Origin of the sequence: Prochlorococcus marinus, from assembly GCF_001180245.1 — a bacterium.
In the GTDB taxonomy this organism is placed as follows: Bacteria; Cyanobacteriota; Cyanobacteriia; order PCC-6307; family Cyanobiaceae; genus Prochlorococcus_A; species Prochlorococcus_A marinus_F.
The window spans coordinates 30325-50853 of record NZ_CVSV01000061.1 but is presented as its reverse complement, the minus strand read 5'-3'; the positions used below and the strand labels follow the sequence as shown (position 1 = coordinate 50853).

Here is a 20529-nt window from a genome sequence, read left to right as displayed (position 1 = left end):
AGATATGGTTATCGCAAATTCAGTTAAAACCTCTACACCAAATTATGTAATTGCTGATATCTCTTTATCAGATTTTGGCCGTAAAGAAATTAAAATTGCTGAAACGGAAATGCCTGGATTAATGGCACTTAGAGATAAATATCAATCAGAAAAGCCACTCAAAGGTGCAAAAATAGCTGGAAGTTTGCATATGACTATTCAGACTGCAGTCTTAATAGAAACTCTTGTTGATCTTGGGGCAGAAGTGAAATGGGCTTCATGTAATATTTTTTCAACTCAAGATCATGCGGCGGCGGCTATTGCAGATCAAGGAATTCCTGTATACGCAAAAAAAGGTGAGACACTTGATGAATATTGGCAATATACCCATTACATTCTTGATTGGGGTTCAGACTCTCCAAATATGATTCTTGATGATGGTGGGGATGCAACTGGTTTATTGATACTCGGCAGTAAAGCAGAAAAAGATTTGTCTGTTTTAGATAATCCCGGTAATGAAGAGGAAATTGCTTTGTTCAATTCTATTAAGTCTAAATTAGAAAATGATAGTGACTTCTATTCTAGAATTAAAAGTAATATCATTGGTGTCACCGAAGAAACGACAACTGGAGTTGCAAGACTTTATCAACTGCAAAAGCAAAATGCTTTACCTTTCCCTGCTATCAATGTTAACGATTCAGTAACTAAGAGCAAATTTGATAATTTATATGGGTGTCGCGAATCTTTAGTAGATAGTATAAAGCGAGCAACTGATGTGATGATTGCTGGGAAGGTTGCTTTGGTAATGGGTTTTGGAGATGTAGGTAAAGGTTCAGCCCAGTCTCTAAGAGGACTTGGTGCAATTGTAAAAGTTGCTGAAGTTGATCCAATTTGTGCTCTTCAAGCGGCAATGGAAGGTTTTAGCGTTGTTACGTTAGATGATGTTGTGGAAGATATAGATATCTTTGTTACAGCAACTGGGAACTATCAAGTAATTACAAACGAGAATCTCGTCAAGATGAAAGATGAGGCCATAGTTTGTAATATTGGTCATTTCGATAATGAAATTGATGTGGCTTCATTGAAAGATTATCCATGGGAAAATATTAAGCCGCAGGTTGATCACATAACATTACCAAGTGGCAATAAAATAATTCTTTTAGCTGAAGGTAGATTAGTTAATTTAGGCTGTGCCACAGGGCATCCAAGTTTTGTTATGAGTAATTCTTTTACTAATCAAGTATTAGCTCAAATCGAACTTTTCAATAAGTCAGAAAAATATGCTCAGGAGGTTTATGTTTTACCAAAGCATTTAGATGAAATGGTAGCTAGATTACATCTTGATAAAATTGGTGCAAAATTAACAAAATTAACTAAGGAACAAGCTGACTATATTAATGTCTCTGTTGAAGGTCCTTACAAACCAGAGCTTTATAGATACTAAGTTTGAGTTTAATTTTTGTAAATTTTCTTACTTCAATTCCCGACTATATTAGTTTGGCTGTTGAAAAGAATTCGACAATTGCATACCTCACTATTTGTTTGGCTATGTTTTTGGAAAACATAATACCTCCAATTCCCTCTGAAATAATAATGCCATTGGGAGGGTTTTTTGTTTATCAACAAAAATTAAATTTCTATATTTTAGTTTTTTGGGGATTAATTGGAACTATTATGGGATCATTGCCTTGGTACTATTTAGGTAGATTAGTAAATGAAAAAAGACTTTCAAATTTTCTAGATAAAAAAGGAAAATATCTGGGTATTTCTTCTAGTGATTTAATTAAAAGTAAAAGGTGGTTTGATAAATACGGTGTTTCTTTAGTTTTTTGGGGAAGATTAGTACCAGGTATAAGAACTTTAATCTCAGTTCCCGCTGGTATAGAACTTATGCCATTAAGAAAATTTTTGCTTTGGACTACATTTGGGAGCCTTATATGGGTAGCACTTCTCACCTATTCAGGTTATTTGTTTGGTGAAAATTATCCAATCATTCAAACTTATTTAGATCAAATCAAATATGTTGTAAAGCCAATTTTAATTTTAATTTTTTTATATTTTTTTATAAGAATACTTATAAGATTTCTTAAAAAAAATAGAGCCTAAAAAGGAATTTCACTCGAGTTATTGCTGTTGGAATATTGGTTATTATCAGAATCCTTTCGTGAGCCTAGTAAGTTTAATTTATCTACCCTAACTACTGGTTTATATCTATCTTCGCCAGAATTTTTATCTTTCCAACTATCAATTTTAAAGCTTCCTGTAATTCCAATTAATGATCCTTTTTTCACATAATCTGCGGCTATTTGTGCTTGCTTGCCCCATATTTCTAAATTAAACCAATCTGGCTCTTCATCTCTGCTTCTTCGGTTAACTGCAATTGTGAAATTTGCTACGATACTCCCTGATTCAAAATATCTCACATCTGGTTCTCGTCCTGCTCTGCCAACAAGATTAATAGTGTTAATTTCCATAATTTTTTTTTTTTTTTAATACTACTCATATTTCCAGTTTCTGCTCAAAGTTTTACGTGCTATTCATAACTAAACGACAGAATTCCGAGAGCTTATCAAAAAATAGATATATTATTTAAAAAAAAGAAATTCTTATTGTGATTTTTAACAGATTTAAATTTTCTCGAGATATTGGCATAGATTTGGGAACCGCCAATACTCTTATACACGTATCAGGAAAAGGCGTTGTTTTACAAGAGCCTTCTGTGGTAGCTATGGATTTAGAAGAAGGGATTCCATTAGCTGTTGGTAAAGAAGCAAAGTTAATGCTTGGGAGGACCCCTGGGAATATAAGAGCTGTAAGACCACTAAGAGATGGGGTTATTGCAGATTTTGATGCTGCAGAACAAATGATAAAAACATTTATTCAAAAATGTAATGAAGGAAAGGGAATTGTAGCCCCAAGAATAGTGATTGGTATTCCAAGTGGAGTTACTAGTGTTGAACGAAGAGCAGTAAGAGAAGCTGGATTAGCGGGAGCTAGAGAAGTTCATTTAATTGATGAGCCTGTCGCCGCAGCAATAGGAGCATCATTACCAGTAACTGAGCCAATTGGAACAATGATTGTTGATATTGGTGGAGGTACTACTGAGGTTGCAGTATTAAGTTTAGGAGGAACAGTTTTGAGTGAATCTGTTAGAATAGCAGGCGATGAAATAAATGAGTCTATAGCGCTCTATCTAAAAAAAGTTCATAATTTAGTTGTTGGAGAGAGAACTGCAGAAGATATCAAGATTAAAATTGGATCTGCATTTCCAGATGATGATTTTGATAAAACTACTTTAGAGGTTAGAGGTTTACATCTTTTATCTGGTCTACCTAGGTCAGTCACTTTGACATCAGGAGAAATCAGAGAAGCCATGGCTGAAACACTTAGCAAAATAGTTGAAGCCGTAAAAAGAACTTTGGAGCGAACCCCTCCTGAACTTGCTGCAGACATAGTTGATAGGGGGATTATGCTTGCCGGTGGTGGAGCTTTAGTTAGAGGCATTAATGATTTATTGAGCGATGAAACAGGAATTTTTACTCACATAGCAGAAAACCCACTGCTTTGCGTAGTGAATGGTTGTGGAGAGGTGTTGGATGATTTTAAAAAACTTAAAAGAGTTGTTGACACTCCAGAATTTATAAGGAATGCCATAAGAGATTAATGTTATGTTAGATATCCGACGAATTTCTACTAGTCGTTGGTGGCATAAAAAGAAAAATTGGCTATTTTTTGCGATTTTTTTATTTTTGGTTTTTGTAAGAATATCAAAAGGAGCTTTTTATAAAGATTTTTATTATTTTATTTCAAAACCTTTTTGGCCTGGTCCAAATCAAAAAGAAATTGTTTTTGAGAGTATTAAACAAGAATATTTAATAACGTTAAATCTTCTTAGAAAAGATAATACAAGGTTGCGACAGATCTTATCTCTTCAAGAATCATCAAATGATAAACATATTTCAGCTGCTGTTATTTCGAGAAAAACAGGTAGTTGGTGGAGACAAATAATTTTAAACAAAGGTTCAAAGGATGGAGTGGAAATTGGTAATATTGTGATTGGTCCAGGTGGATTATTAGGAAGAGTAAAAAATACTTCTTTATTTACTTCGTCGGTAACTTTAATAACTTCTCCAGAAAGTAAGTTAGGCGTTTGGGTGGATAGAATTCAAATCAATGGATTACTAGTAGGTTTAGGAGATGATTATCCTAGACTAATACTTTATTCAAAAGATGCTGATATTAAAGTCGGAGACTTTGTATCATCATCTCCTGCTAGTACGTTATTACCTCCAAATATCCCTATTGGTATTGTCCAATCTATAGATGAGACATTGCAATCAAAAAAAACGGCAAAAATTTCACTATTAGCAAAACCTCATGTAATTGATTGGGTACAAATTTTGAAAGTAAATATTTAATGAAGAAATTTTTTTCAAAAAAATTATCCATAATAAGCTTTATTTTTATCCCAATTATTTTTTTATGGCACCCGAATTGGCTTGGATTTTTAGGTGTTCAGCCCTATTGGCCATTATTTTGGTTATTGCCTTGGTCAATGATTTATGGATCAATCAATGGATTAATATTTGGTTTGTTTTTAGGTCTCATTTTAGATTCTCTAACTTTAAATGAGAGTTTTACTCAAATACCAGGTTTAATTTTTTGTGGGTTTTTGTTTGGGAGAATTAAATTACATAGTGATATTTTGTTAGGACATTTTAGGTATGGTTTAATTTGTTCTTTTGGAAGTTTTTTATGTGGGAGTCTTTATTTTTTGCAAATTTTGTTTAGAAATTTTTCAGATAGCTATTCTTTGATGTTGATTCCCAGTGTTAAAAGTATATTAGCGGAAGTTTTTTTGACAGGTTTATTTGCTCCCTTTATTTGCTCCCAACTTTTAAGAATGTTTATATTTTCGAGAAGAAAAATACAATAATAAATTTTCCTGAGACTTAAAAGTGTTTAAAAAATTATATATTCTTTCAAATCATTTAAAATATTTGTAAACCTTAGGAATATCTCTTTGAGGGTTCGTAATGTTATATTTTTAATTGTTAGAATAAATATTCAATGCAATAGCTCTTTGCTTTGAAATATCTATAAATCTTTTTTAACTATGTCAAAAGCAAGAATTTTAGTTGTTGATGATGAACCAGCAGTTTTGAAGGTATTAGTTACGAGGCTTCAACTAGCAGGATATCAAGTTTATTCAGCTACTAACGGCGAAGAAGCACTTGAGTCATTTCAAAGGGATTCCCCAGATTTGATAGTTCTTGATGTTATGCTTCCAAAAATGGATGGATTTGCAGTTTGTAGAAGAATTAGAGCTGAATCAGTTGTTCCAATAATATTTCTAACAGCTCTAGAGGCTATTTCAGAAAGAGTTGCCGGTTTGGATTTAGGGGCTGATGATTACTTATCTAAACCATTTAGCCCAAAAGAGTTAGAGGCTAGAATAGCTACCATTTTGAGAAGAATGGGCCCAACTGTATCAGTTACGGAAACTAAAGAAGTTCCTTCAGGCAAAGGAGTCATGAAATTTGGGAGTTTAGTTGTTGATACTAATCGCAGACAAGTTTCAAGAGCAGGAGATAGAATTAGCTTAACTTATACTGAATTTAGCCTTTTAGAATTATTGTTTGACGAGCCTGGAAAGGTTGTTCCGAGAGCAGAAATTTTAGAACAGCTATGGGGTTATCCTCCTCGAAGAGCAGCAGATTTAAGGGTTGTAGATGTATATGTAGCTAGATTAAGAGGTAAATTAGAACCAGATCCAAGAAATCCAGAATTAATACTAACAGTTAGAGGAATTGGTTACGCATCTCAGAGAGTTGGTGAAACAGCAACATCTTTGGCAAGTTGAGCCAGAGTCTGATAATTTTATTAAATAAAACAAATATATTAAATAAACTTTGTCTGAAATAAAAGAAGCACGCCTACAAAAAGCTAATTCACTCATTAGTAAAGGATTCGCTTCTTACGCACAGAATTTTAGGGTTTCAAATACTATAAAATTTCTAATTAAAAAATTTGATTATTTAGAAAATGGTCAAGAAGAAGACTTCAGTGTCTCTATTGCTGGAAGAGTAATGGCAAAAAGGGTAATGGGTAAAATTGCCTTTTTCACTATAAGCGATCAAGATGGTCAGATTCAGCTTTATATTGATAAAAAGATTGTTAACTTAAATTTAGAAAAACAAAAATTACTTTCTTTTGAAGATATCAAGGAAACAGTAGATATTGGTGATTGGATAGGTGTCAACGGAACTATTAAAAAAACAAATAAAGGTGAACTTTCTATTAAAGTAGAAAAATGGGAAATGTTATCCAAATCATTACAACCTTTGCCAGATAAATGGCATGGCTTAACTGATATTGAAAAAAGATATAGACAACGGTATCTGGATTTAATAGTGAATCCTCATTCTAAAAATGTATTTAAAACAAGAGCAAAATGTATAAGTTTTATAAGAAAATGGTTAGATAATAGAAATTTTTTAGAGATAGAGACACCAATTCTGCAATCTGAAGCTGGGGGTGCTGAAGCAAGACCATTTATAACTCATCACAACACTTTAGATATTCCGCTGTATCTAAGAATCGCTACAGAATTGCATTTAAAAAGAATGGTTGTTGGAGGATTTGAGAAAGTATATGAATTGGGAAGAATCTTCCGTAATGAGGGGATAAGTACAAGGCATAATCCAGAATTTACCTCAGTTGAAATTTATCAAGCTTTTTCTGACTATGTCGATATGATGAATTTAACTGAAGAATTGATTAAGGATGTTGTAGCTGATGTATGTGGGTCTTTAACTATAAATTATCAAAATAAAGAAATTGATTTTTCTAAACCTTGGACAAGAATATCCATGAAAGATATTGTCAAAAAATATACAGGGATTGATTTTGATTCTTTCAGTGGAGACTTTCAAGAAGCAAAAGAAGCCGTTAAAAGTATCAATGTTGATTTCTCTAATAAAGTCAATACTATAGGAAGACTTTTAAATGAGGTCTTCGAGCAAAAAGTAGAATCAAAACTTATAGAGCCCACTTTTGTTATCGATTATCCTGTTGAAATTTCTCCTTTAGCTAGGCCTCATTTTGATAATAAAGAAATGGTTCAGAGATTTGAATTATTCATTGTTGGTCGCGAGCTTGCAAATGCGTTTAGTGAGTTGATAGATCCAGTAGATCAAAGAGAAAGAATGCAATTGCAGCAATCTCTTAGAGATGAAGGCGATCTTGAGGCTCATTGTATAGATGAAGATTTCTTGAATGCTTTAGAGATTGGCATGCCGCCTACTGGAGGATTAGGTATAGGCATTGATAGGCTAATTATGTTAATTACTGATAGTGCATCAATTAGAGATGTCATCCCTTTCCCATTGTTAAAACCAGAAAAAACTTCCAAAAAAAATGAAAAAAATACCCTCGAATGAAGTAAAATAGATAAATTAATCCAATACGAAATTTTTAAATGAGTGGTGAACGTGTTGGTTTCCGTTTCAAACACGCGGATGCAGTAGTAAAAAGAAATCCTCAGGGCCGATCAAGAAGAGGATGGGTTATTGAACCAGTAGAGCAAACTACAAGCAGAGGTACAAAAATGCCTGCCTACAAAATTCGCTGGAGAGATAGTGAGAGGCCTGAAACAGTCTTACAGCATATGTTAATTGCAGATCCAGATCCTTCCCCACCACCAAGTTCAGTAAGTTTGGATTCATAGTTGCAATTATTCTGCATAATAATTTCATCTTTTTAGTGCAGAGTTGATTTCTTTTTTAATACTTTTTTGTTTTTCATCTTGGCGTTTGTCATGTAATTTTTTACCTTTGCCGACTCCAATAGTTAGTTTTATCCATGAGCCTTTTAAATAAAGAGATAATGGAACAATAGTCATCCCTTTTTTTTCAGTATTGGATTTCATTTTTATTATTTCTTTTTTATGTAGTAGCAACTTTCTATTTCTTAATGGATCATGATTAAAGAAAGATCCCACATTTTTATGTGGTGAAATGTGAACATTCAATAATAAGATCTCACCATCTCTAAATGAACAGTACCCATCTCTTAAATTTACGTTTCCGTTTCTAATGGATTTTACTTCAGTTCCTAAAAGCTCAATTCCAGCTTCGATTGTTTCAGATATTGCATATTGAAATTTTGCATATCTATTTTCAGCTAGAAGTTTAAAACTATTATCTTTATTAGAATTTTTTTTAACTTTGTTTGAATTTTTTGCCATTTTAGTTGTAAAAAATCTTTCTACTCAGAACAATTACAATTAACCTTTCATTATGGCAATAATTTCTTCCAATATAGGCGATAATGACTTTTCTCTTCGCAAAAAAGAGCTTAGGATAGTTGATTCAAAAATAATTCCAGAAGAAAAGAGAAATAAAAATCTGAACTTAGCTAGGCCTCTTACTTTAAAAGAATTTATTGGCCAAGAAAAACTTAAAACTTCTTTAAGAATAGCTATAGATGCTTCAATTTTTAGAAAAGAACCGATGGAGCATACTCTTTTATATGGACAGCCTGGTTTAGGTAAGACTACTCTTGCTTTTTTGATAGCCCATGAATTGAACACAAAATGTAGGATAGCCACTGCGCCAGCGATTGAAAGACCTAGAGATATTGTAGGCTTACTTCTTGGATTAAAAGATGGAGAAGTTTTGTTTATCGATGAGATACATCGCTTAAATAGGTTAACTGAAGAGTTGTTATATTCTGCAATGGAAGATTTTAGACTCGACTTAACTATGGGTGCTAATAGAGGGGCCCGTTGCAGAACAATTAATCTTCCTAGGTTTACTCTGATTGGTGCGACAACTAAATTAGCCTCAATAAGTGCACCTCTAAGGGATAGATTTGGTATATCTCAAAAAATTGAATTTTACACATATGATGAATTAAAACAAATAATTATTAATTTCTCTCGATTAATAAATCTCAATTTAGATGATGAAGCATCTTATGACTTAGCAAAGATATCACGAGGGACTCCAAGAATTGCTTTAAGATTATTAAGACGAGTTAGAGATTATGCTCAGGTCGTTAATAAAACTAATAAAATTTCAGTGAATTTAATAAAAAAAGCTTTAAATTCTTACCAAATAGACGAAAAAGGATTGGATTCTTTAGATAGACACTATTTATCTTTTCTTAACCAAAACAATAATATTCCAACTGGTCTTGATTCAATTGCAGCTGGCTTAGGTGATGATTCTTCAATGTTAGAATTTGTAGTTGAGCCATATTTAATCAAAATTGGTTTTCTCACAAGAACTCCTCGAGGAAGATTGCTTACTGCTATGGGAAAAAAGTATATTAATTCAAAAAATGATAACTTTTAAAAAAGTAAAGATTTGTTTTTTAATAATTTTTGTTTTTTTAAATATTTTTTTTATTGCACCATGCTATTCGTCATCTTTGAGGGAGGATTCGTTTAAAAACGCATTAGATTTAAGTTCAAGCGGACAATTTAATCTCGCTTTAAAAGAATGGAATCAATATCTCGATTCTTATCCTGATGACGCTGCGGGTTTAAGCAATAGAGGAAATGTAAAACTTGTTATAGGAGATCTAAAGGGATCAATAGATGACCAAAATAAAGCAATAAGTTTGAATCCTACTGAAATAGATCCCTACATTAACAGGGGGATAGCAGAGGAAGCATTGGGTCTATGGTCTCAAGCGAAAACAGATTATATGTTCGTTATTTCCCAAGATAGTAAAAATTTCTCTGCATTATATAATTTGGCTAATGTAGAGGGATCTACATCAGATTGGGAAAAAGCTAGAGATTTATTTTCAAAAGCTGCTTTATATAATCCAGGATTTGCGATGGCTAGATCGAGTATGGCATTAGCAGATTTCCAATTGGGTAACATTGATGAATCTGAAAAAGAATTAAAAAAATTAATTAGACGTTATCCAACTTTTGCTGATGCTAGGGCAGCTTTAACAGCTTTGAATTGGTCAAAGGGCGAATCTGGCAAAGCAGAGAGTAATTGGATAGCGGTAACTGAATTAGATCCTAGATATAGTGATGAAGAATGGTTGAAAAAAATACGAAGATGGCCTCCACAACCAATTAGAGATTTAATGAACTTTATCGATTTAAAATAAGTGATGAATAGAGATCAGTTGTATAAAAAAATTGATTCGTTTAATGATGAATTAATTAACTTAAGAAGACATATTCATGCACATCCGGAATTAAGTGGACTTGAAAATCAAACGGCGATTTTAATAAGTGGTTTTTTAAAAAATATTGGTTGGAATGTTAGAGAATCTATTGGCAGAACGGGTGTTGTGGCTGATTTTGGGCCCTTAGATAAGGGTATTATAGCTTTAAGAGTAGATATGGATGCTTTGCCAATATTTGAGGAAACCAAATTAAGTTTTTCTTCAAAAGTAGATGGTGTTATGCATGCCTGTGGTCATGATTTGCATATATCGATTGGATTGGGGGTGGCAAAAATTATTAAGGATTTAAAATTAAATTTTGGGACTAGGATAATATTTCAGCCCGCTGAAGAAATTGCGAGCGGAGCTAGATGGATGATTAAGGATGGTGCAATTAATGGTTTAACCCATATTTTGGGAGTCCATGTGTACCCAGATTTATCAGTAGGGACTATTGGCATTAAAGAGGGTAGTTTAACTGCAGCTGCGGGAGAACTCAAGGTAGAGATTAAAGGAAAATCAGGACATGGTGCTCGACCTTACGAAGGAGTTGATGCTATTTGGGCGGCCTCTAAAGTGATATCGGGAATTCAAGAATCAATAACACGGAAGCTAGATCCTCTAGATCCTGTAGTAATAACTTTTGGGAAAATAAATGGTGGCAATGCATTCAACGTTCTTGCAGAAAAGGTTAATTTAATTGGTACGGTTAGATGCACTAATCGTAAACTATTTGAGAATATTAGTGATTGGCTCAATGAAAATATCACTTCATTAGCTAATAGTTGCGGAGCTGAAGCAAAAGTAATATTTAGAGAAATCACTCCAGCAGTTAATAATAATTCTGAAATTAATAGAGTCCTTAGAGATTCGGGAGTTAAGGTTTTGGGTCAAGAAAATGTTATCGAATTACAAAAACCATCATTAGGAGCTGAGGATTTCGCTGAATTTTTAAAAGATATTCCAGGTGCTATGTTTAGGCTTGGTGTTTCGAGTTCAAATGGATGTGCTCCGCTTCATAGTTCTAAATTTGATCCAGATGAAAGAGCTATTGCTGTTGGAATTAAAGTGATAACAGAATCCATAGTAAAGTTAAACAATGAAAAAGTTAATACAATTGGTAAATGAATATCAATAAAAGATTTATTTTATCTTTTGTGGCTCCTTTCATGATTTTCATATCTGCTATGGGATTGATATTTAGGGACAATTCCAGGAAGATTTTTTATTTACCTATTGGAGTAATGGGAATTGTAATTATTTTGGAGAGGGTTATAAGCAGACAAATGGATAGGAAAAATATTCTAAAAAAGATAAATTCTTATCAAAAAGATAAATAAAGTCATTTTATTTATTTTTACGCAATATGAGATGACTATTTTTTAGAAAAGAGCTATTAATAATATTAATACTAGGGGTGCTAAGAATTTTAACTTAGCTGAGATCATACCCTTTGAACCTGAATCATTAAACTTGATGCAGGGAAGTGAAGATTTGATCAAACTTTAGTAATAAAACTTTTAAAAAATTTGTAAATTATGAGAAGTTCGTGGATTAAGCCTCGCCTTGGGAAAGACAATGTAACTCAAATGAACTTTGCGAGAAACGGATATATTACTGAAGAAATGGATTTTGTTGCTAAAAAAGAGAATCTTCCTCCTTCTTTAATAATGGAAGAAGTCGCAAGAGGCAGATTAATTATTCCAGCTAATATTAATCATTTAAATCTTGAACCAATGTCAATAGGCATTGCTTCAAGATGCAAAGTTAATGCCAATATTGGTGCTTCCCCTAATGCAAGTGATATCAATGAAGAGGTAGAGAAGCTAAAACTGGCAGTTAAATATGGGGCTGATACGGTTATGGATCTTTCTACTGGAGGAGTAAATTTAGATGAAGTTCGGCAAGCAATTATTCATGAGTCTCCTGTTCCAATTGGAACAGTTCCTGTCTATCAAGCATTAGAGAGTGTACATGGTTCAATAGATAAATTAACTGAAGACGACTTTCTTCATATTATTGAAAAACATTGTCAGCAGGGCGTAGATTATCAAACTATACATGCTGGGCTGTTAATAGAGCATTTACCGAAAGTCAAAGGAAGAATTACTGGAATTGTCAGTAGGGGAGGAGGTATTTTAGCCCAATGGATGTTACATCATTTTAAACAAAACCCTCTCTATACAAGGTTTGATGACATTTGCGAGATTTTTAAGAAATATGATTGTACTTTTTCTCTAGGAGACTCATTAAGGCCTGGATGTTTGCATGATGCTTCTGATGATGCCCAGTTAGCTGAATTGAAGACCTTAGGAGAGCTTACTCGAAGAGCATGGGAACATAATGTTCAAGTAATGGTTGAGGGTCCTGGTCATGTACCTATGGACCAAATTGAGTTTAATGTGAGAAAGCAAATGGAAGAATGTTCAGAAGCCCCATTTTATGTGCTTGGTCCATTAGTGACAGATATATCACCTGGTTATGACCATATATCAAGTGCTATTGGGGCGGCGATGGCAGGTTGGTATGGAACTTCTATGTTATGCTATGTAACCCCAAAAGAACATCTAGGTCTACCAAATGCAGAAGATGTGAGAGAAGGCTTAATTGCTTATAAAATTGCTGCTCACGCTGCTGATATAGCAAGACATAGAGCTGGAGCTCGTGATCGAGATGATGAACTTAGTCATGCAAGGTATAACTTTGATTGGAATAAACAATTCGAACTTTCATTAGATCCGGAAAAGGCAAAGCAGTACCATGATGAGACACTGCCTGAAGAAATCTTTAAAAAAGCAGAGTTTTGTTCAATGTGTGGCCCTAAACATTGTCCAATGAATTCAAAGATTTCTGATGAATCTCTTGATCAGTTAAAAGATAAACTTGAAGAATGCAATACTTCAGTGTAGTTATCAATTAGTAGTTAAAGAATTTCCTTCGTCTTATTAACTACGTTTTCGACCGTAAATCCAAAATTTTTCATACATTCTCCCCCTGGCGCTGATGCACCAAATCTGTCCATAGTAATACAAATTCCATCAAAACCTGTATATTTATGCCAACCAAATGAATGGGCAGCTTCTACTACAACTCTCTTTCTTACACTACTAGGTAAAACACTTTCTTTATAAGATTCTTCTTGCTCTTCAAAAAGTTCTACACAAGGCATAGAAACAACTCTAATTTTTTTACCTAAACTTGAAATTTCTTTACTTGCTTCGATGCAAAGGTTCAGTTCGCTTCCAGTACCAATAAATATTAAGTCTGGTGTTCCTTCACAATCTGAAACTACATATCCTCCTAGAGCAACTTTGTCGATCGAGGTATTTTCTTGATTTGGCATACCTTGTCTACTTAAACAAAGGGCAGAAGGTCTTTTTCGATTTTGAATAGCAAGCTTATAAGCTCCACTCGTCTCATTGCCATCTCCAGGCCTGAAAACTAGCATGTTAGGCATGGCGCGAAGAGAAGGGATAGTTTCAATAGGTTGATGTGTTGGGCCATCTTCTCCTACACCAATTGAATCGTGAGTTAAGACGTAGATCACTCCTAATTCGCTAAGTGCTGAAAGCCTCATTGAGCCCCTCATATAATCTGCGAAAACAAGGAAGGTTCCACCATAGGGAATTAGACCACTATTGTGATAGGCAATTCCATTAAGTACCGCTGCCATTGCATGCTCTCGTACACCAAAATGTAAATATCTTTTTTCTGGGCTATGTGGCTGGAATGATCCAGTTTCTCCCTTTATATCAGTGTAATTAGAGTGAGTTAAATCTGCAGATCCGCCAATTAATTCAGGTAGGTTAGGACCTAAAGCACCTAAACATATTTGTGAATGTTTTCTGGTGGCTAACCCTTTGTCATCAGGTGAATAAGAGGGGAGATCTGAGTCCCAATTCTCAGGTAATTGACCCCCTAACATTCTTTTTAATTCGGCTCCTTCAGAAGGATATTTTTTTTGATATTCTTCAAATTTAGTTTCCCATTCTTTCTCTAATTTTTCACCTTTGTTTATTGAATTTCTAAAATGTGCATATACTTCATCGGGTATTTCAAATGGAGGATATTCCCAATTTAGAAACTCTCTAGTTAATGCAGCCTCTTCTTCTCCAACAGCTGCTCCATGAATTCCAGCCGTATCTGATTTATTGGGAGAACCATATCCTATGGTTGTAGAAATCTTTATAATTGAAGGTTTGTCTGTAATTAATTTTGCTTTTTCGATAGCTTCAGTGATTCCTTTAACATCATGATTCCCATCTTCAACATGTTGTACATGCCATCCATAGGCTTCATATCTTTTTAAGACATCTTCGGTAAAAGAAACGTCGGTTCGCCCATCAATGGTAATTTGATTATCGTCATATAGTGCAATTAATTTTCCAAGCTTAAGATGACCAGCTAATGAGCAGGCCTCTGATGCAATACCCTCTTGATTACATCCATCACCCATTATTACGTAGGTATAGTGATCAACGATATTGCAATCAGGCTTATTAAATTTAGCTGCTAAGTGTGTTTCAGCTATTGCTAAACCAACTGCATTTGAAATTCCGGCTCCAAGAGGCCCAGCTGTAACTTCAACTCCTTCAGTTTCGAATGTTTCTGGGTGTCCTGGTGTTTTTGAGCCCCATTGCCTAAATTCTTTAATATCTTCTATGGAAACTGACTTATATCCTGTCAAATGAAGTAAGGAATATAACAGCATACAGCCATGACCAGCTGATAATACAAAACGGTCTCTATTGAACCATTTTGGGTTCTTAGGGTTGTGATTTAGTATGTTTTGCCATAATGCATAACCCATAGGAGCACATCCCATTGGCAATCCAGGATGTCCACTATTAGATTTATTTACTGCATCTACAGCAAGCATTCTTATACTATTTACACAAAGTGATTCTAATGAAACAGATGCAGCGACCATTGTTTTAAAATAAGTTAAGTTGGAAATACAGAATTGGTTGTCTTCAATTCATTTTGCTGAAAGCAAGGCAAACATTGTGACCACCAAAGCCGAAAGAATTAGAAAGAGCAACTCCTATTTGAGCTTCTCTTGCATTATTTGGTACATAATCAAGATCACATTCAGGATCTCGATTGACGTAGTTAATTGTAGGAGGGATAAAATTATGTGTCAAAGAAAGTATACAAGCTACGGCTTCTATACCTCCTGAGCCTCCTAGGAGATGACCTGTCATCGACTTAGTAGAGCTTACAGGAATGAGGTAAGATCTGTCTCTAAAAATAGATTTAATTGCAGAAGTTTCATTTTTATCATTAGCTGATGTACTTGTTCCATGAGCATTTATGTAATCAACTTTTTCATGGCTAAGACAGGCGTCTTCAATTGCTAATTTGATAGCTTCAGCGCCTCCTATACCGCCTGGAGATGGAGCAGTTATGTGATGAGCATCACATGTTGTTCCATAACCAACTATTTCTGCATAAATTCTCGCATTCCTTTTTTGTGCATTTTCTAAAGTTTCTAAAACAAGAATTCCAGATCCCTCTCCAATAACAAATCCATCTCTTTCTGCATCAAATGGTCTGCTAGCAGTTTGAGGGCTTTCATTTCTGGAAGAAAGAGCTTTGGCACTGGCAAAACCAGCTACTCCGAGAGGTGTAATACTCGCTTCTGCTCCCCCACAGATCATTGCATCTGCTTTTCCAAGTTGGATTAATCTAAAAGAATCACCAATTGCATTTGAACCGGCAGCGCAAGCGGTGGAAACAGAGGAACTTGGTCCTTTTGCACCTAAAGCGATTGCAGCCAACCCAGTTGCCATGTTTGGAATCATCATTGGGACTGTAAATGGGCTAACTCTTTTAGGCCCTTTATGACTCAATATTTGAGCTTGACTTTCCATAGTTAGTAAGCCTCCAACACCAGAACCAATAATCACTCCAATTCTTGATGCATTAGCTTCAGTAATTTCAAGTCCCGAATCATTAAAGGCTTGCTTTGCAGCAATAACTCCAAACTGGGAAAAACGATCCCATCTTTTGGATTCTTTAGCATCAATAAAATTTTCAGATTGAAGATTTTTTACTTCTGCAGCAAATTTGCAGGGATGTTGTACAGGATCAAAAAGAGTAATGTCTGAAACCCCATTAGTACCTGTTTGAAGACCGACTAAATATTCATCAATGTTATTACCAATTGGAGTTACTGCTCCGATACCAGTAATAACTACTCGATGGAAATTTGGCATCCTATACTAACCTTTTTTTTCTTCGATGAATTTTACTGCATCGCCAACAGTTGCTATTCCTTCAGCTGCTTCATCAGGAATTTCAATATCAAATGCTTCTTCAAGAGCCATTACTAATTCAACGGTATCAAGAGAATCAGCACCTAAATCATTTTGGAAATTTGAATCTGATTTGACCTCTCCTGCTTCAACGCTTAATTGTTCTGAAACAATAGAACAGACTTTTTCAAGGATTTCTTGAGACATAGTTTATGGAAATTACTAATTATCTTTATGATTTTATGCCCTAGAGTTAACAAGAGTGAAGCATATCTTAATTTTTTTAATTTCTTTGTAAGACAATAGTATTATAAAACGAGGTTCAAAAGACAATTTTTACATGTCACACGCAGTTAAAATTTATGACACTTGCATTGGTTGTACCCAATGTGTAAGGGCTTGCCCACTTGATGTTCTAGAGATGGTGCCTTGGGACGGCTGTAAAGCTGGCCAAATAGCTTCATCTCCTAGAACAGAAGATTGTGTAGGTTGCAAAAGATGTGAAACGGCATGTCCTACAGATTTCTTAAGTATTCGTGTTTATTTAGGAGATGAGACTTCTAGGAGTATGGGTTTGGCATATTAACTTTTATAGTGCAGTTTTAAGAGAGTCCATGTTTTTGTAAATACGCATTTTGTTTCAATATAATTGAAAAAAAAAATACGTATGTGTGGAATAGTTGCTGTAACTGGATATAAAAAAGCTTTACCATTATTAATTAATGGTTTAGAAAAACTTGAATACAGAGGTTACGATTCTGCAGGTATTGCAATAATAAATTCCGAAACAAGTTGTATCTCTTGTAATAAAGCAGAAGGAAAACTTAAGAATTTAATAAGTAATCTTAATGATCATAATATTCCTGGAACTGTCGGTATAGGACATACCAGATGGGCAACACATGGAAAACCTGAGGTTAAAAATGCTCATCCTCACACCGATAGTTCAGGAAATATAGCAGTTGTTCAAAATGGCATTATTGAGAATTTTCAAGATTTAAAAAATAAATTAGAGGAAGAGGGCATTATTTTTAATTCTGATACAGATACCGAGGTGATTCCCCATCTAATTCAAAGAGAGTTAAATACCTTAAGTAAACTTAATCTTGAGAATAATGGTTCAACATTATTAGTAGCTGTGAGAAATGTATTATCGGATTTAGAAGGATCTTATGCTTTAGCAGTTTTATGGTCTGGTGCTCCAACCTCATTGGTAGTTGCAAGAAGACAAGCGCCCTTGATTATTGGTTTGGGTGAAGGAGAATTTATTTGTGCTAGCGATACTCCAGCCATTGCAAATTTTACGAATATTATTTTGCCTATGGAGGATGAAGAAATAGCTTTGTTGACTCCCCTTGGAATTGAAATATATGACTCAAGCAACGAAAGACAATATAGAAATCCAGTTTCTTTAAAAGTCTCAGAGCAAATAATGGATAAGATGAATTTCAAACACTACATGTTGAAAGAGATATATGATCAGCCACAGACTGCAAAAAACTGGTTAGAAAATTATTTAATTAAGAACTCAGATAATGGTCAATATCAAATCAACTATCCGTTTGATACGGAGTTTTTTGATTCAATAGAAAGAATTGAAATTGTTGCTTGTGGTACAAGTAAACATGCTGCAATGGTGGGAAGCTTTTTATTAGAACAATTTTCAGGTATCCCTACTAATGTTTTTTATGCAAGCGAATTTCGATATTCACCACCACCACTATTGCCCAATACACTAACTATTGGAGTCACTCAATCTGGAGAAACTGCTGACACAATTGCTGCGATAGATATGGAAATTAAAAGACGTTCTTCAATTGAAAATGAAAAATTTAAACCCAATCTTATTGCAATAACAAATAGAAAAGAGAGTTCCATAGGAAGGCAGGTCTCAAATATAATTGATATCTGTGCAGGTATAGAAGTTGGAGTCGCAGCAACAAAAACTTTTTTTGCTCAATTACTTTCTTTTTATGGATTAGCCATAAAATTTGCTCAAATTAAAGGCAATCAAAGTCCTGATGAAATAGGTAAATTAATAAACGAACTTATAAAACTACCGCCATTACTTGAAGATCTCTTAGAGAAACATAATGAATCTTCTAAAAAGCTGGCACATGACTTTTTTAATATTAAAGATGTTATTTTTTTAGGAAGAGGAATCAATTATCCTATTGCCCTTGAAGGTGCGTTAAAACTTAAAGAAATTAGTTACATTCATGCAGCAGGATATCCTGCTGGTGAAATGAAACATGGTCCAATAGCTTTGTTAGATAAAAAAGTACCTGTAGTTTCCATTGCTTCACCTGGTGAGGTTTTCGATAAAGTTATTAGTAATGCTCAAGAAGCAAAAGCTAGAGATTCATATTTGATTGGGATTGCTCCTGAATGTAATGGAACTGAAATCTTTGATTATTTAATGAAAGTTCCTGCCTCTAATGAATGGATTTCACCTCTACTTAATATATTGCCTCTACAATTATTGAGTTACCATATTGCAGCTCATAGAGGACTTGACGTGGATCAACCAAGAAATTTAGCTAAAAGTGTAACTGTTGAATAATAAGTTTCTAACAAATTTTTAATTTTTTTAATTTATAGCTCTAAAAGTCCATTTGGAGGATTGATGATTAGAAAATTATTTTTTATATCCACTAATGGGACTATTTCTTTAACAAATGGTATAAGAACTTTTTTTTGATTTTGTAATAATTCAACAACAAGTAAATTATTTTTCTCATTCTCTAAATTGATAACTTTCCCAATTATTTTTAATTCATCATTTTCTAAAGTCTTGACTTCGAGATTTAAAAGTTCTAATAAGTGGAATTCTTCCTTTTGTAATTTGGGTAGTGTATCGGTTTTTACAAGAATTTTAAATTTTTTTAGTTGTTCTGCATGATTTCTTGTATTTATACCTTGGAACTTAACTATGAAGGTTTCTTTACCAGGCTGTTTTAAACCAGATATAAGTTCTATTTTTGCAGGAGGTTCATTTTCTTTTTGCAACCATCTAATTCCCGGTTTTAAAAATCTTTCTTCAAAATCACTTAGAGATTTAACCTTTACCTGTCCATTAATTCCATGACATGATGTTATCAATCCAACAGTCAACCATTTATTTTTATTTATCATATATTGTATTAGAAAGAATGTTTTATGGAATTATCTACTAAACCCATACTCCCTGGATCTTTTGTAGTTGTAAAAGATACCAATTCTATTTATAGAGGATATAAAGGTTTTGTACAAAGAGTTACCAAAAAAAAAGCAGCGGTTCTGTTTGAAGGAGGTAATTGGGATAAACTCATAACTTTTCAGCTAACCAATTTAGAAATAGTATAAGATTATATTTTACCTAAAGTCATAAATTTTTCTATCAAAGCTTTTGCTGCATTTGTTTCTGCTTGTTTATGAGATTTACCGAATGCGGATGATTCTTTTAATCCTTCGATAAATATATCGCAAGAAAATCTTTTAGGGTCCCCATTTTTCTTTGAGACTTCAATTATTTCATAAACTGGCAAATCAAAACCTTTACTTTGACACCACTCTTGCAATACTGTTTTAGATTTGAATTTATATGGTGCTTTTAAAAATATTTCTGAATCTTCCTGCCAAATATCATCTAACCAAAGATTTACTTCCTGAATGGAATTAAAGCACTTGTAAATAGAACCGATTAAAGCTTCTGTAGCTTCACCAATAATAGTATTTTTTGAATTTTCATCTCCAAGAGCTTTAGGTCCTTTAATTATTAATTTTTCAATATCAATTTTTTCCCCTAATTTAGTTAACCATTCATCACTGACAATTTGTGCTCTTAGCTCTGATCTTTCTCCAACACTCATTTGAGGATATTTTTTTTCAATAAAATTAGAAGCCGCTAATCTAAGGACTGCATCTCCGAAAAATTCTAGTTTTTCATAATTTAATATTTTGTCCTCCGAGGAGTGGATAAATGCTTGATTAAAATTTTGAATAATTGAAATATTTTCAGTTCTAATTATTTCAGAAAATCGTTTTGATTTAATATTTAAAGACTTTAAAAAAGTAGTTATTTGATTAATCCTGTTTGCGTTAATTATATTTGTCATCT

The 20529-nt window shown here is 33.7% G+C and carries 22 protein-coding genes, 1 pseudogene and 1 riboswitch; of the genes and pseudogenes, 16 read left to right on the top strand and 7 right to left on the bottom strand.

Features of this window, described 5'->3' with window-relative positions:
- Positions 1-4: 4 nt before the first annotated feature.
- Entirely contained in the window at positions 5-1423 is a 1419-nt protein-coding gene (gene ahcY, locus AMO19_RS02230) for an adenosylhomocysteinase (RefSeq protein WP_075507162.1), read from the top strand.
- Positions 1424-1425: 2 nt separating this feature from the next.
- Positions 1426-2085: a DedA family protein gene (locus AMO19_RS02225; RefSeq protein WP_075507161.1), complete on the top strand. Its 660-nt coding sequence runs from the start codon at positions 1426-1428 to the stop codon at positions 2083-2085.
- Here AMO19_RS02225 and AMO19_RS02220 read toward each other — a convergent pair.
- Positions 2082-2453, bottom strand: a complete 372-nt coding sequence (locus AMO19_RS02220) for a single-stranded DNA-binding protein (protein ID WP_075507160.1) — start codon at positions 2451-2453, stop codon at positions 2082-2084. The two genes, AMO19_RS02225 and AMO19_RS02220, sit on opposite strands and share 4 nt — an antisense overlap.
- Positions 2454-2590: 137 nt before the next feature.
- Between AMO19_RS02220 and AMO19_RS02215 the strand changes: the two genes are divergently transcribed.
- The 6 genes and pseudogenes from AMO19_RS02215 to AMO19_RS02190 all read left to right on the top strand — a co-directional run bounded on the left by AMO19_RS02215 (position 2591) and on the right by AMO19_RS02190 (position 7708).
- Positions 2591-3643 (top strand): rod shape-determining protein, encoded by a 1053-nt coding sequence (locus AMO19_RS02215; protein ID WP_011819234.1) that lies wholly within the window; start codon positions 2591-2593, stop codon positions 3641-3643.
- Between the two features lie 4 nt (positions 3644-3647).
- Positions 3648-4397 (top strand): rod shape-determining protein MreC, encoded by a 750-nt coding sequence (mreC, locus tag AMO19_RS02210; RefSeq protein WP_075507159.1) that lies wholly within the window; start codon positions 3648-3650, stop codon positions 4395-4397.
- The gene (locus AMO19_RS02205; RefSeq protein ID WP_075507221.1) at positions 4397-4915 is read left to right on the top strand and encodes a hypothetical protein; all 519 of its coding nucleotides are present in this window, start codon (positions 4397-4399) and stop codon (positions 4913-4915) included. Before mreC ends, AMO19_RS02205 begins: the two co-directional genes overlap by 1 nt.
- 180 nt (positions 4916-5095) lie before the next feature.
- A complete protein-coding gene (gene rpaB, locus AMO19_RS02200) occupies positions 5096-5842 on the top strand; it encodes a response regulator transcription factor RpaB (protein WP_025934101.1) in 747 nt (248 codons plus the stop codon).
- Between the two features lie 49 nt (positions 5843-5891).
- Positions 5892-7431 (top strand): annotated as a pseudogene (gene lysS, locus AMO19_RS02195) (lysine--tRNA ligase).
- A 28-nt stretch (positions 7432-7459) separates the two neighbouring features.
- Positions 7460-7708, top strand: a complete 249-nt coding sequence (locus AMO19_RS02190; protein ID WP_011377252.1) for a hypothetical protein — start codon at positions 7460-7462, stop codon at positions 7706-7708.
- Between the two features lie 24 nt (positions 7709-7732).
- On the opposite strand, the gene smpB is transcribed toward AMO19_RS02190, so the two are convergent.
- Positions 7733-8227, bottom strand: a complete 495-nt coding sequence (gene smpB / locus AMO19_RS02185; protein WP_075507157.1) for an SsrA-binding protein SmpB — start codon at positions 8225-8227, stop codon at positions 7733-7735.
- Between the two features lie 52 nt (positions 8228-8279).
- Between smpB and ruvB the strand changes: the two genes are divergently transcribed.
- The 5 genes from ruvB (at position 8280) to thiC (ending at position 13082) form a co-directional block, all read left to right on the top strand.
- Complete coding sequence (gene ruvB / locus AMO19_RS02180; RefSeq protein WP_075507156.1) at positions 8280-9338, top strand: Holliday junction branch migration DNA helicase RuvB; 1059 nt, start codon at positions 8280-8282, stop codon at positions 9336-9338.
- The gene (locus tag AMO19_RS02175; RefSeq protein WP_075507155.1) at positions 9325-10113 is read left to right on the top strand and encodes a tetratricopeptide repeat protein; all 789 of its coding nucleotides are present in this window, start codon (positions 9325-9327) and stop codon (positions 10111-10113) included. Before ruvB ends, AMO19_RS02175 begins: the two co-directional genes overlap by 14 nt.
- A gap of 3 nt (positions 10114-10116) precedes the next feature.
- Entirely contained in the window at positions 10117-11301 is a 1185-nt protein-coding gene (locus tag AMO19_RS02170; protein WP_075507220.1) for an amidohydrolase, read from the top strand.
- Positions 11298-11513: a DUF3188 domain-containing protein gene (locus AMO19_RS02165; protein WP_075507154.1), complete on the top strand. Its 216-nt coding sequence runs from the start codon at positions 11298-11300 to the stop codon at positions 11511-11513. The genes AMO19_RS02170 and AMO19_RS02165 overlap by 4 nt, the downstream gene beginning before the upstream one ends.
- A gap of 63 nt (positions 11514-11576) precedes the next feature.
- Positions 11577-11675: riboswitch (TPP riboswitch) on the top strand.
- Positions 11676-11711: 36 nt separating this feature from the next.
- On the top strand, positions 11712-13082 hold the full coding sequence (gene thiC, locus AMO19_RS02160) for a phosphomethylpyrimidine synthase ThiC (RefSeq protein WP_075507153.1): 1371 nt from the start codon (positions 11712-11714) through the stop codon (positions 13080-13082).
- 14 nt (positions 13083-13096) lie between these two features.
- Here thiC and tkt read toward each other — a convergent pair whose 3' ends face one another.
- From tkt to acpP, 3 genes are read right to left on the bottom strand one after another with little or no spacing between them, the layout of a single operon-like run.
- Positions 13097-15103, bottom strand: coding sequence for a transketolase (gene tkt / locus AMO19_RS02155; RefSeq protein ID WP_075507152.1), 2007 nt, complete (start codon positions 15101-15103; stop codon positions 13097-13099).
- 43 nt (positions 15104-15146) lie between these two features.
- Positions 15147-16391 (bottom strand): beta-ketoacyl-ACP synthase II, encoded by a 1245-nt coding sequence (gene fabF, locus AMO19_RS02150; protein WP_075507151.1) that lies wholly within the window; start codon positions 16389-16391, stop codon positions 15147-15149.
- Positions 16392-16397: 6 nt separating this feature from the next.
- The gene (gene acpP, locus AMO19_RS02145) at positions 16398-16637 is read right to left on the bottom strand and encodes an acyl carrier protein (RefSeq protein WP_002808065.1); all 240 of its coding nucleotides are present in this window, start codon (positions 16635-16637) and stop codon (positions 16398-16400) included.
- Positions 16638-16770: 133 nt separating this feature from the next.
- Here acpP and psaC point away from each other — a divergent pair, with 133 nt between their 5' ends.
- Together psaC and glmS are read left to right on the top strand one after the other, a co-directional pair.
- Positions 16771-17016, top strand: a complete 246-nt coding sequence (gene psaC, locus AMO19_RS02140; RefSeq protein ID WP_007099573.1) for a photosystem I iron-sulfur center protein PsaC — start codon at positions 16771-16773, stop codon at positions 17014-17016.
- Positions 17017-17097: 81 nt separating this feature from the next.
- Complete coding sequence (glmS, locus tag AMO19_RS02135) at positions 17098-18993, top strand: glutamine--fructose-6-phosphate transaminase (isomerizing) (RefSeq protein WP_075507150.1); 1896 nt, start codon at positions 17098-17100, stop codon at positions 18991-18993.
- 32 nt (positions 18994-19025) lie between these two features.
- On the opposite strand, the gene rimM is transcribed toward glmS, so the two are convergent.
- On the bottom strand, positions 19026-19565 hold the full coding sequence (rimM, locus tag AMO19_RS02130) for a ribosome maturation factor RimM (RefSeq protein ID WP_075507149.1): 540 nt from the start codon (positions 19563-19565) through the stop codon (positions 19026-19028).
- 24 nt (positions 19566-19589) lie between these two features.
- Between rimM and AMO19_RS02125 the strand changes: the two genes are divergently transcribed.
- Positions 19590-19775, top strand: coding sequence for an NAD(P)H dehydrogenase subunit NdhS (locus tag AMO19_RS02125; protein ID WP_075439018.1), 186 nt, complete (start codon positions 19590-19592; stop codon positions 19773-19775).
- A gap of 2 nt (positions 19776-19777) precedes the next feature.
- On the opposite strand, the gene AMO19_RS02120 is transcribed toward AMO19_RS02125, so the two are convergent.
- On the bottom strand, positions 19778-20527 hold the full coding sequence (locus AMO19_RS02120) for a ribonuclease III family protein (protein WP_075507148.1): 750 nt from the start codon (positions 20525-20527) through the stop codon (positions 19778-19780).
- Positions 20528-20529 lie beyond the last annotated feature (2 nt).

Coding starts and splice junctions, on each gene's coding strand:
- ahcY (WP_075507162.1), top strand. CDS start 5: ATGGTTATCGCAAATTCAGTTAAAACCTCTACACCAAATTATGTAATT.
- AMO19_RS02220 (WP_075507160.1), bottom strand. CDS start 2,453: ATGGAAATTAACACTATTAATCTTGTTGGCAGAGCAGGACGAGAACCA.
- mreC (WP_075507159.1), top strand. CDS start 3,648: ATGTTAGATATCCGACGAATTTCTACTAGTCGTTGGTGGCATAAAAAG.
- AMO19_RS02205 (WP_075507221.1), top strand. CDS start 4,397: ATGAAGAAATTTTTTTCAAAAAAATTATCCATAATAAGCTTTATTTTT.
- rpaB (WP_025934101.1), top strand. CDS start 5,096: ATGTCAAAAGCAAGAATTTTAGTTGTTGATGATGAACCAGCAGTTTTG.
- AMO19_RS02190 (WP_011377252.1), top strand. CDS start 7,460: ATGAGTGGTGAACGTGTTGGTTTCCGTTTCAAACACGCGGATGCAGTA.
- smpB (WP_075507157.1), bottom strand. CDS start 8,227: ATGGCAAAAAATTCAAACAAAGTTAAAAAAAATTCTAATAAAGATAAT.
- ruvB (WP_075507156.1), top strand. CDS start 8,280: ATGGCAATAATTTCTTCCAATATAGGCGATAATGACTTTTCTCTTCGC.
- AMO19_RS02175 (WP_075507155.1), top strand. CDS start 9,325: ATGATAACTTTTAAAAAAGTAAAGATTTGTTTTTTAATAATTTTTGTT.
- AMO19_RS02170 (WP_075507220.1), top strand. CDS start 10,117: ATGAATAGAGATCAGTTGTATAAAAAAATTGATTCGTTTAATGATGAA.
- AMO19_RS02165 (WP_075507154.1), top strand. CDS start 11,298: ATGAATATCAATAAAAGATTTATTTTATCTTTTGTGGCTCCTTTCATG.
- thiC (WP_075507153.1), top strand. CDS start 11,712: ATGAGAAGTTCGTGGATTAAGCCTCGCCTTGGGAAAGACAATGTAACT.
- tkt (WP_075507152.1), bottom strand. CDS start 15,103: ATGGTCGCTGCATCTGTTTCATTAGAATCACTTTGTGTAAATAGTATA.
- fabF (WP_075507151.1), bottom strand. CDS start 16,391: ATGCCAAATTTCCATCGAGTAGTTATTACTGGTATCGGAGCAGTAACT.
- acpP (WP_002808065.1), bottom strand. CDS start 16,637: ATGTCTCAAGAAATCCTTGAAAAAGTCTGTTCTATTGTTTCAGAACAA.
- psaC (WP_007099573.1), top strand. CDS start 16,771: ATGTCACACGCAGTTAAAATTTATGACACTTGCATTGGTTGTACCCAA.
- glmS (WP_075507150.1), top strand. CDS start 17,098: ATGTGTGGAATAGTTGCTGTAACTGGATATAAAAAAGCTTTACCATTA.
- rimM (WP_075507149.1), bottom strand. CDS start 19,565: ATGATAAATAAAAATAAATGGTTGACTGTTGGATTGATAACATCATGT.
- AMO19_RS02125 (WP_075439018.1), top strand. CDS start 19,590: ATGGAATTATCTACTAAACCCATACTCCCTGGATCTTTTGTAGTTGTA.
- AMO19_RS02120 (WP_075507148.1), bottom strand. CDS start 20,527: ATGACAAATATAATTAACGCAAACAGGATTAATCAAATAACTACTTTT.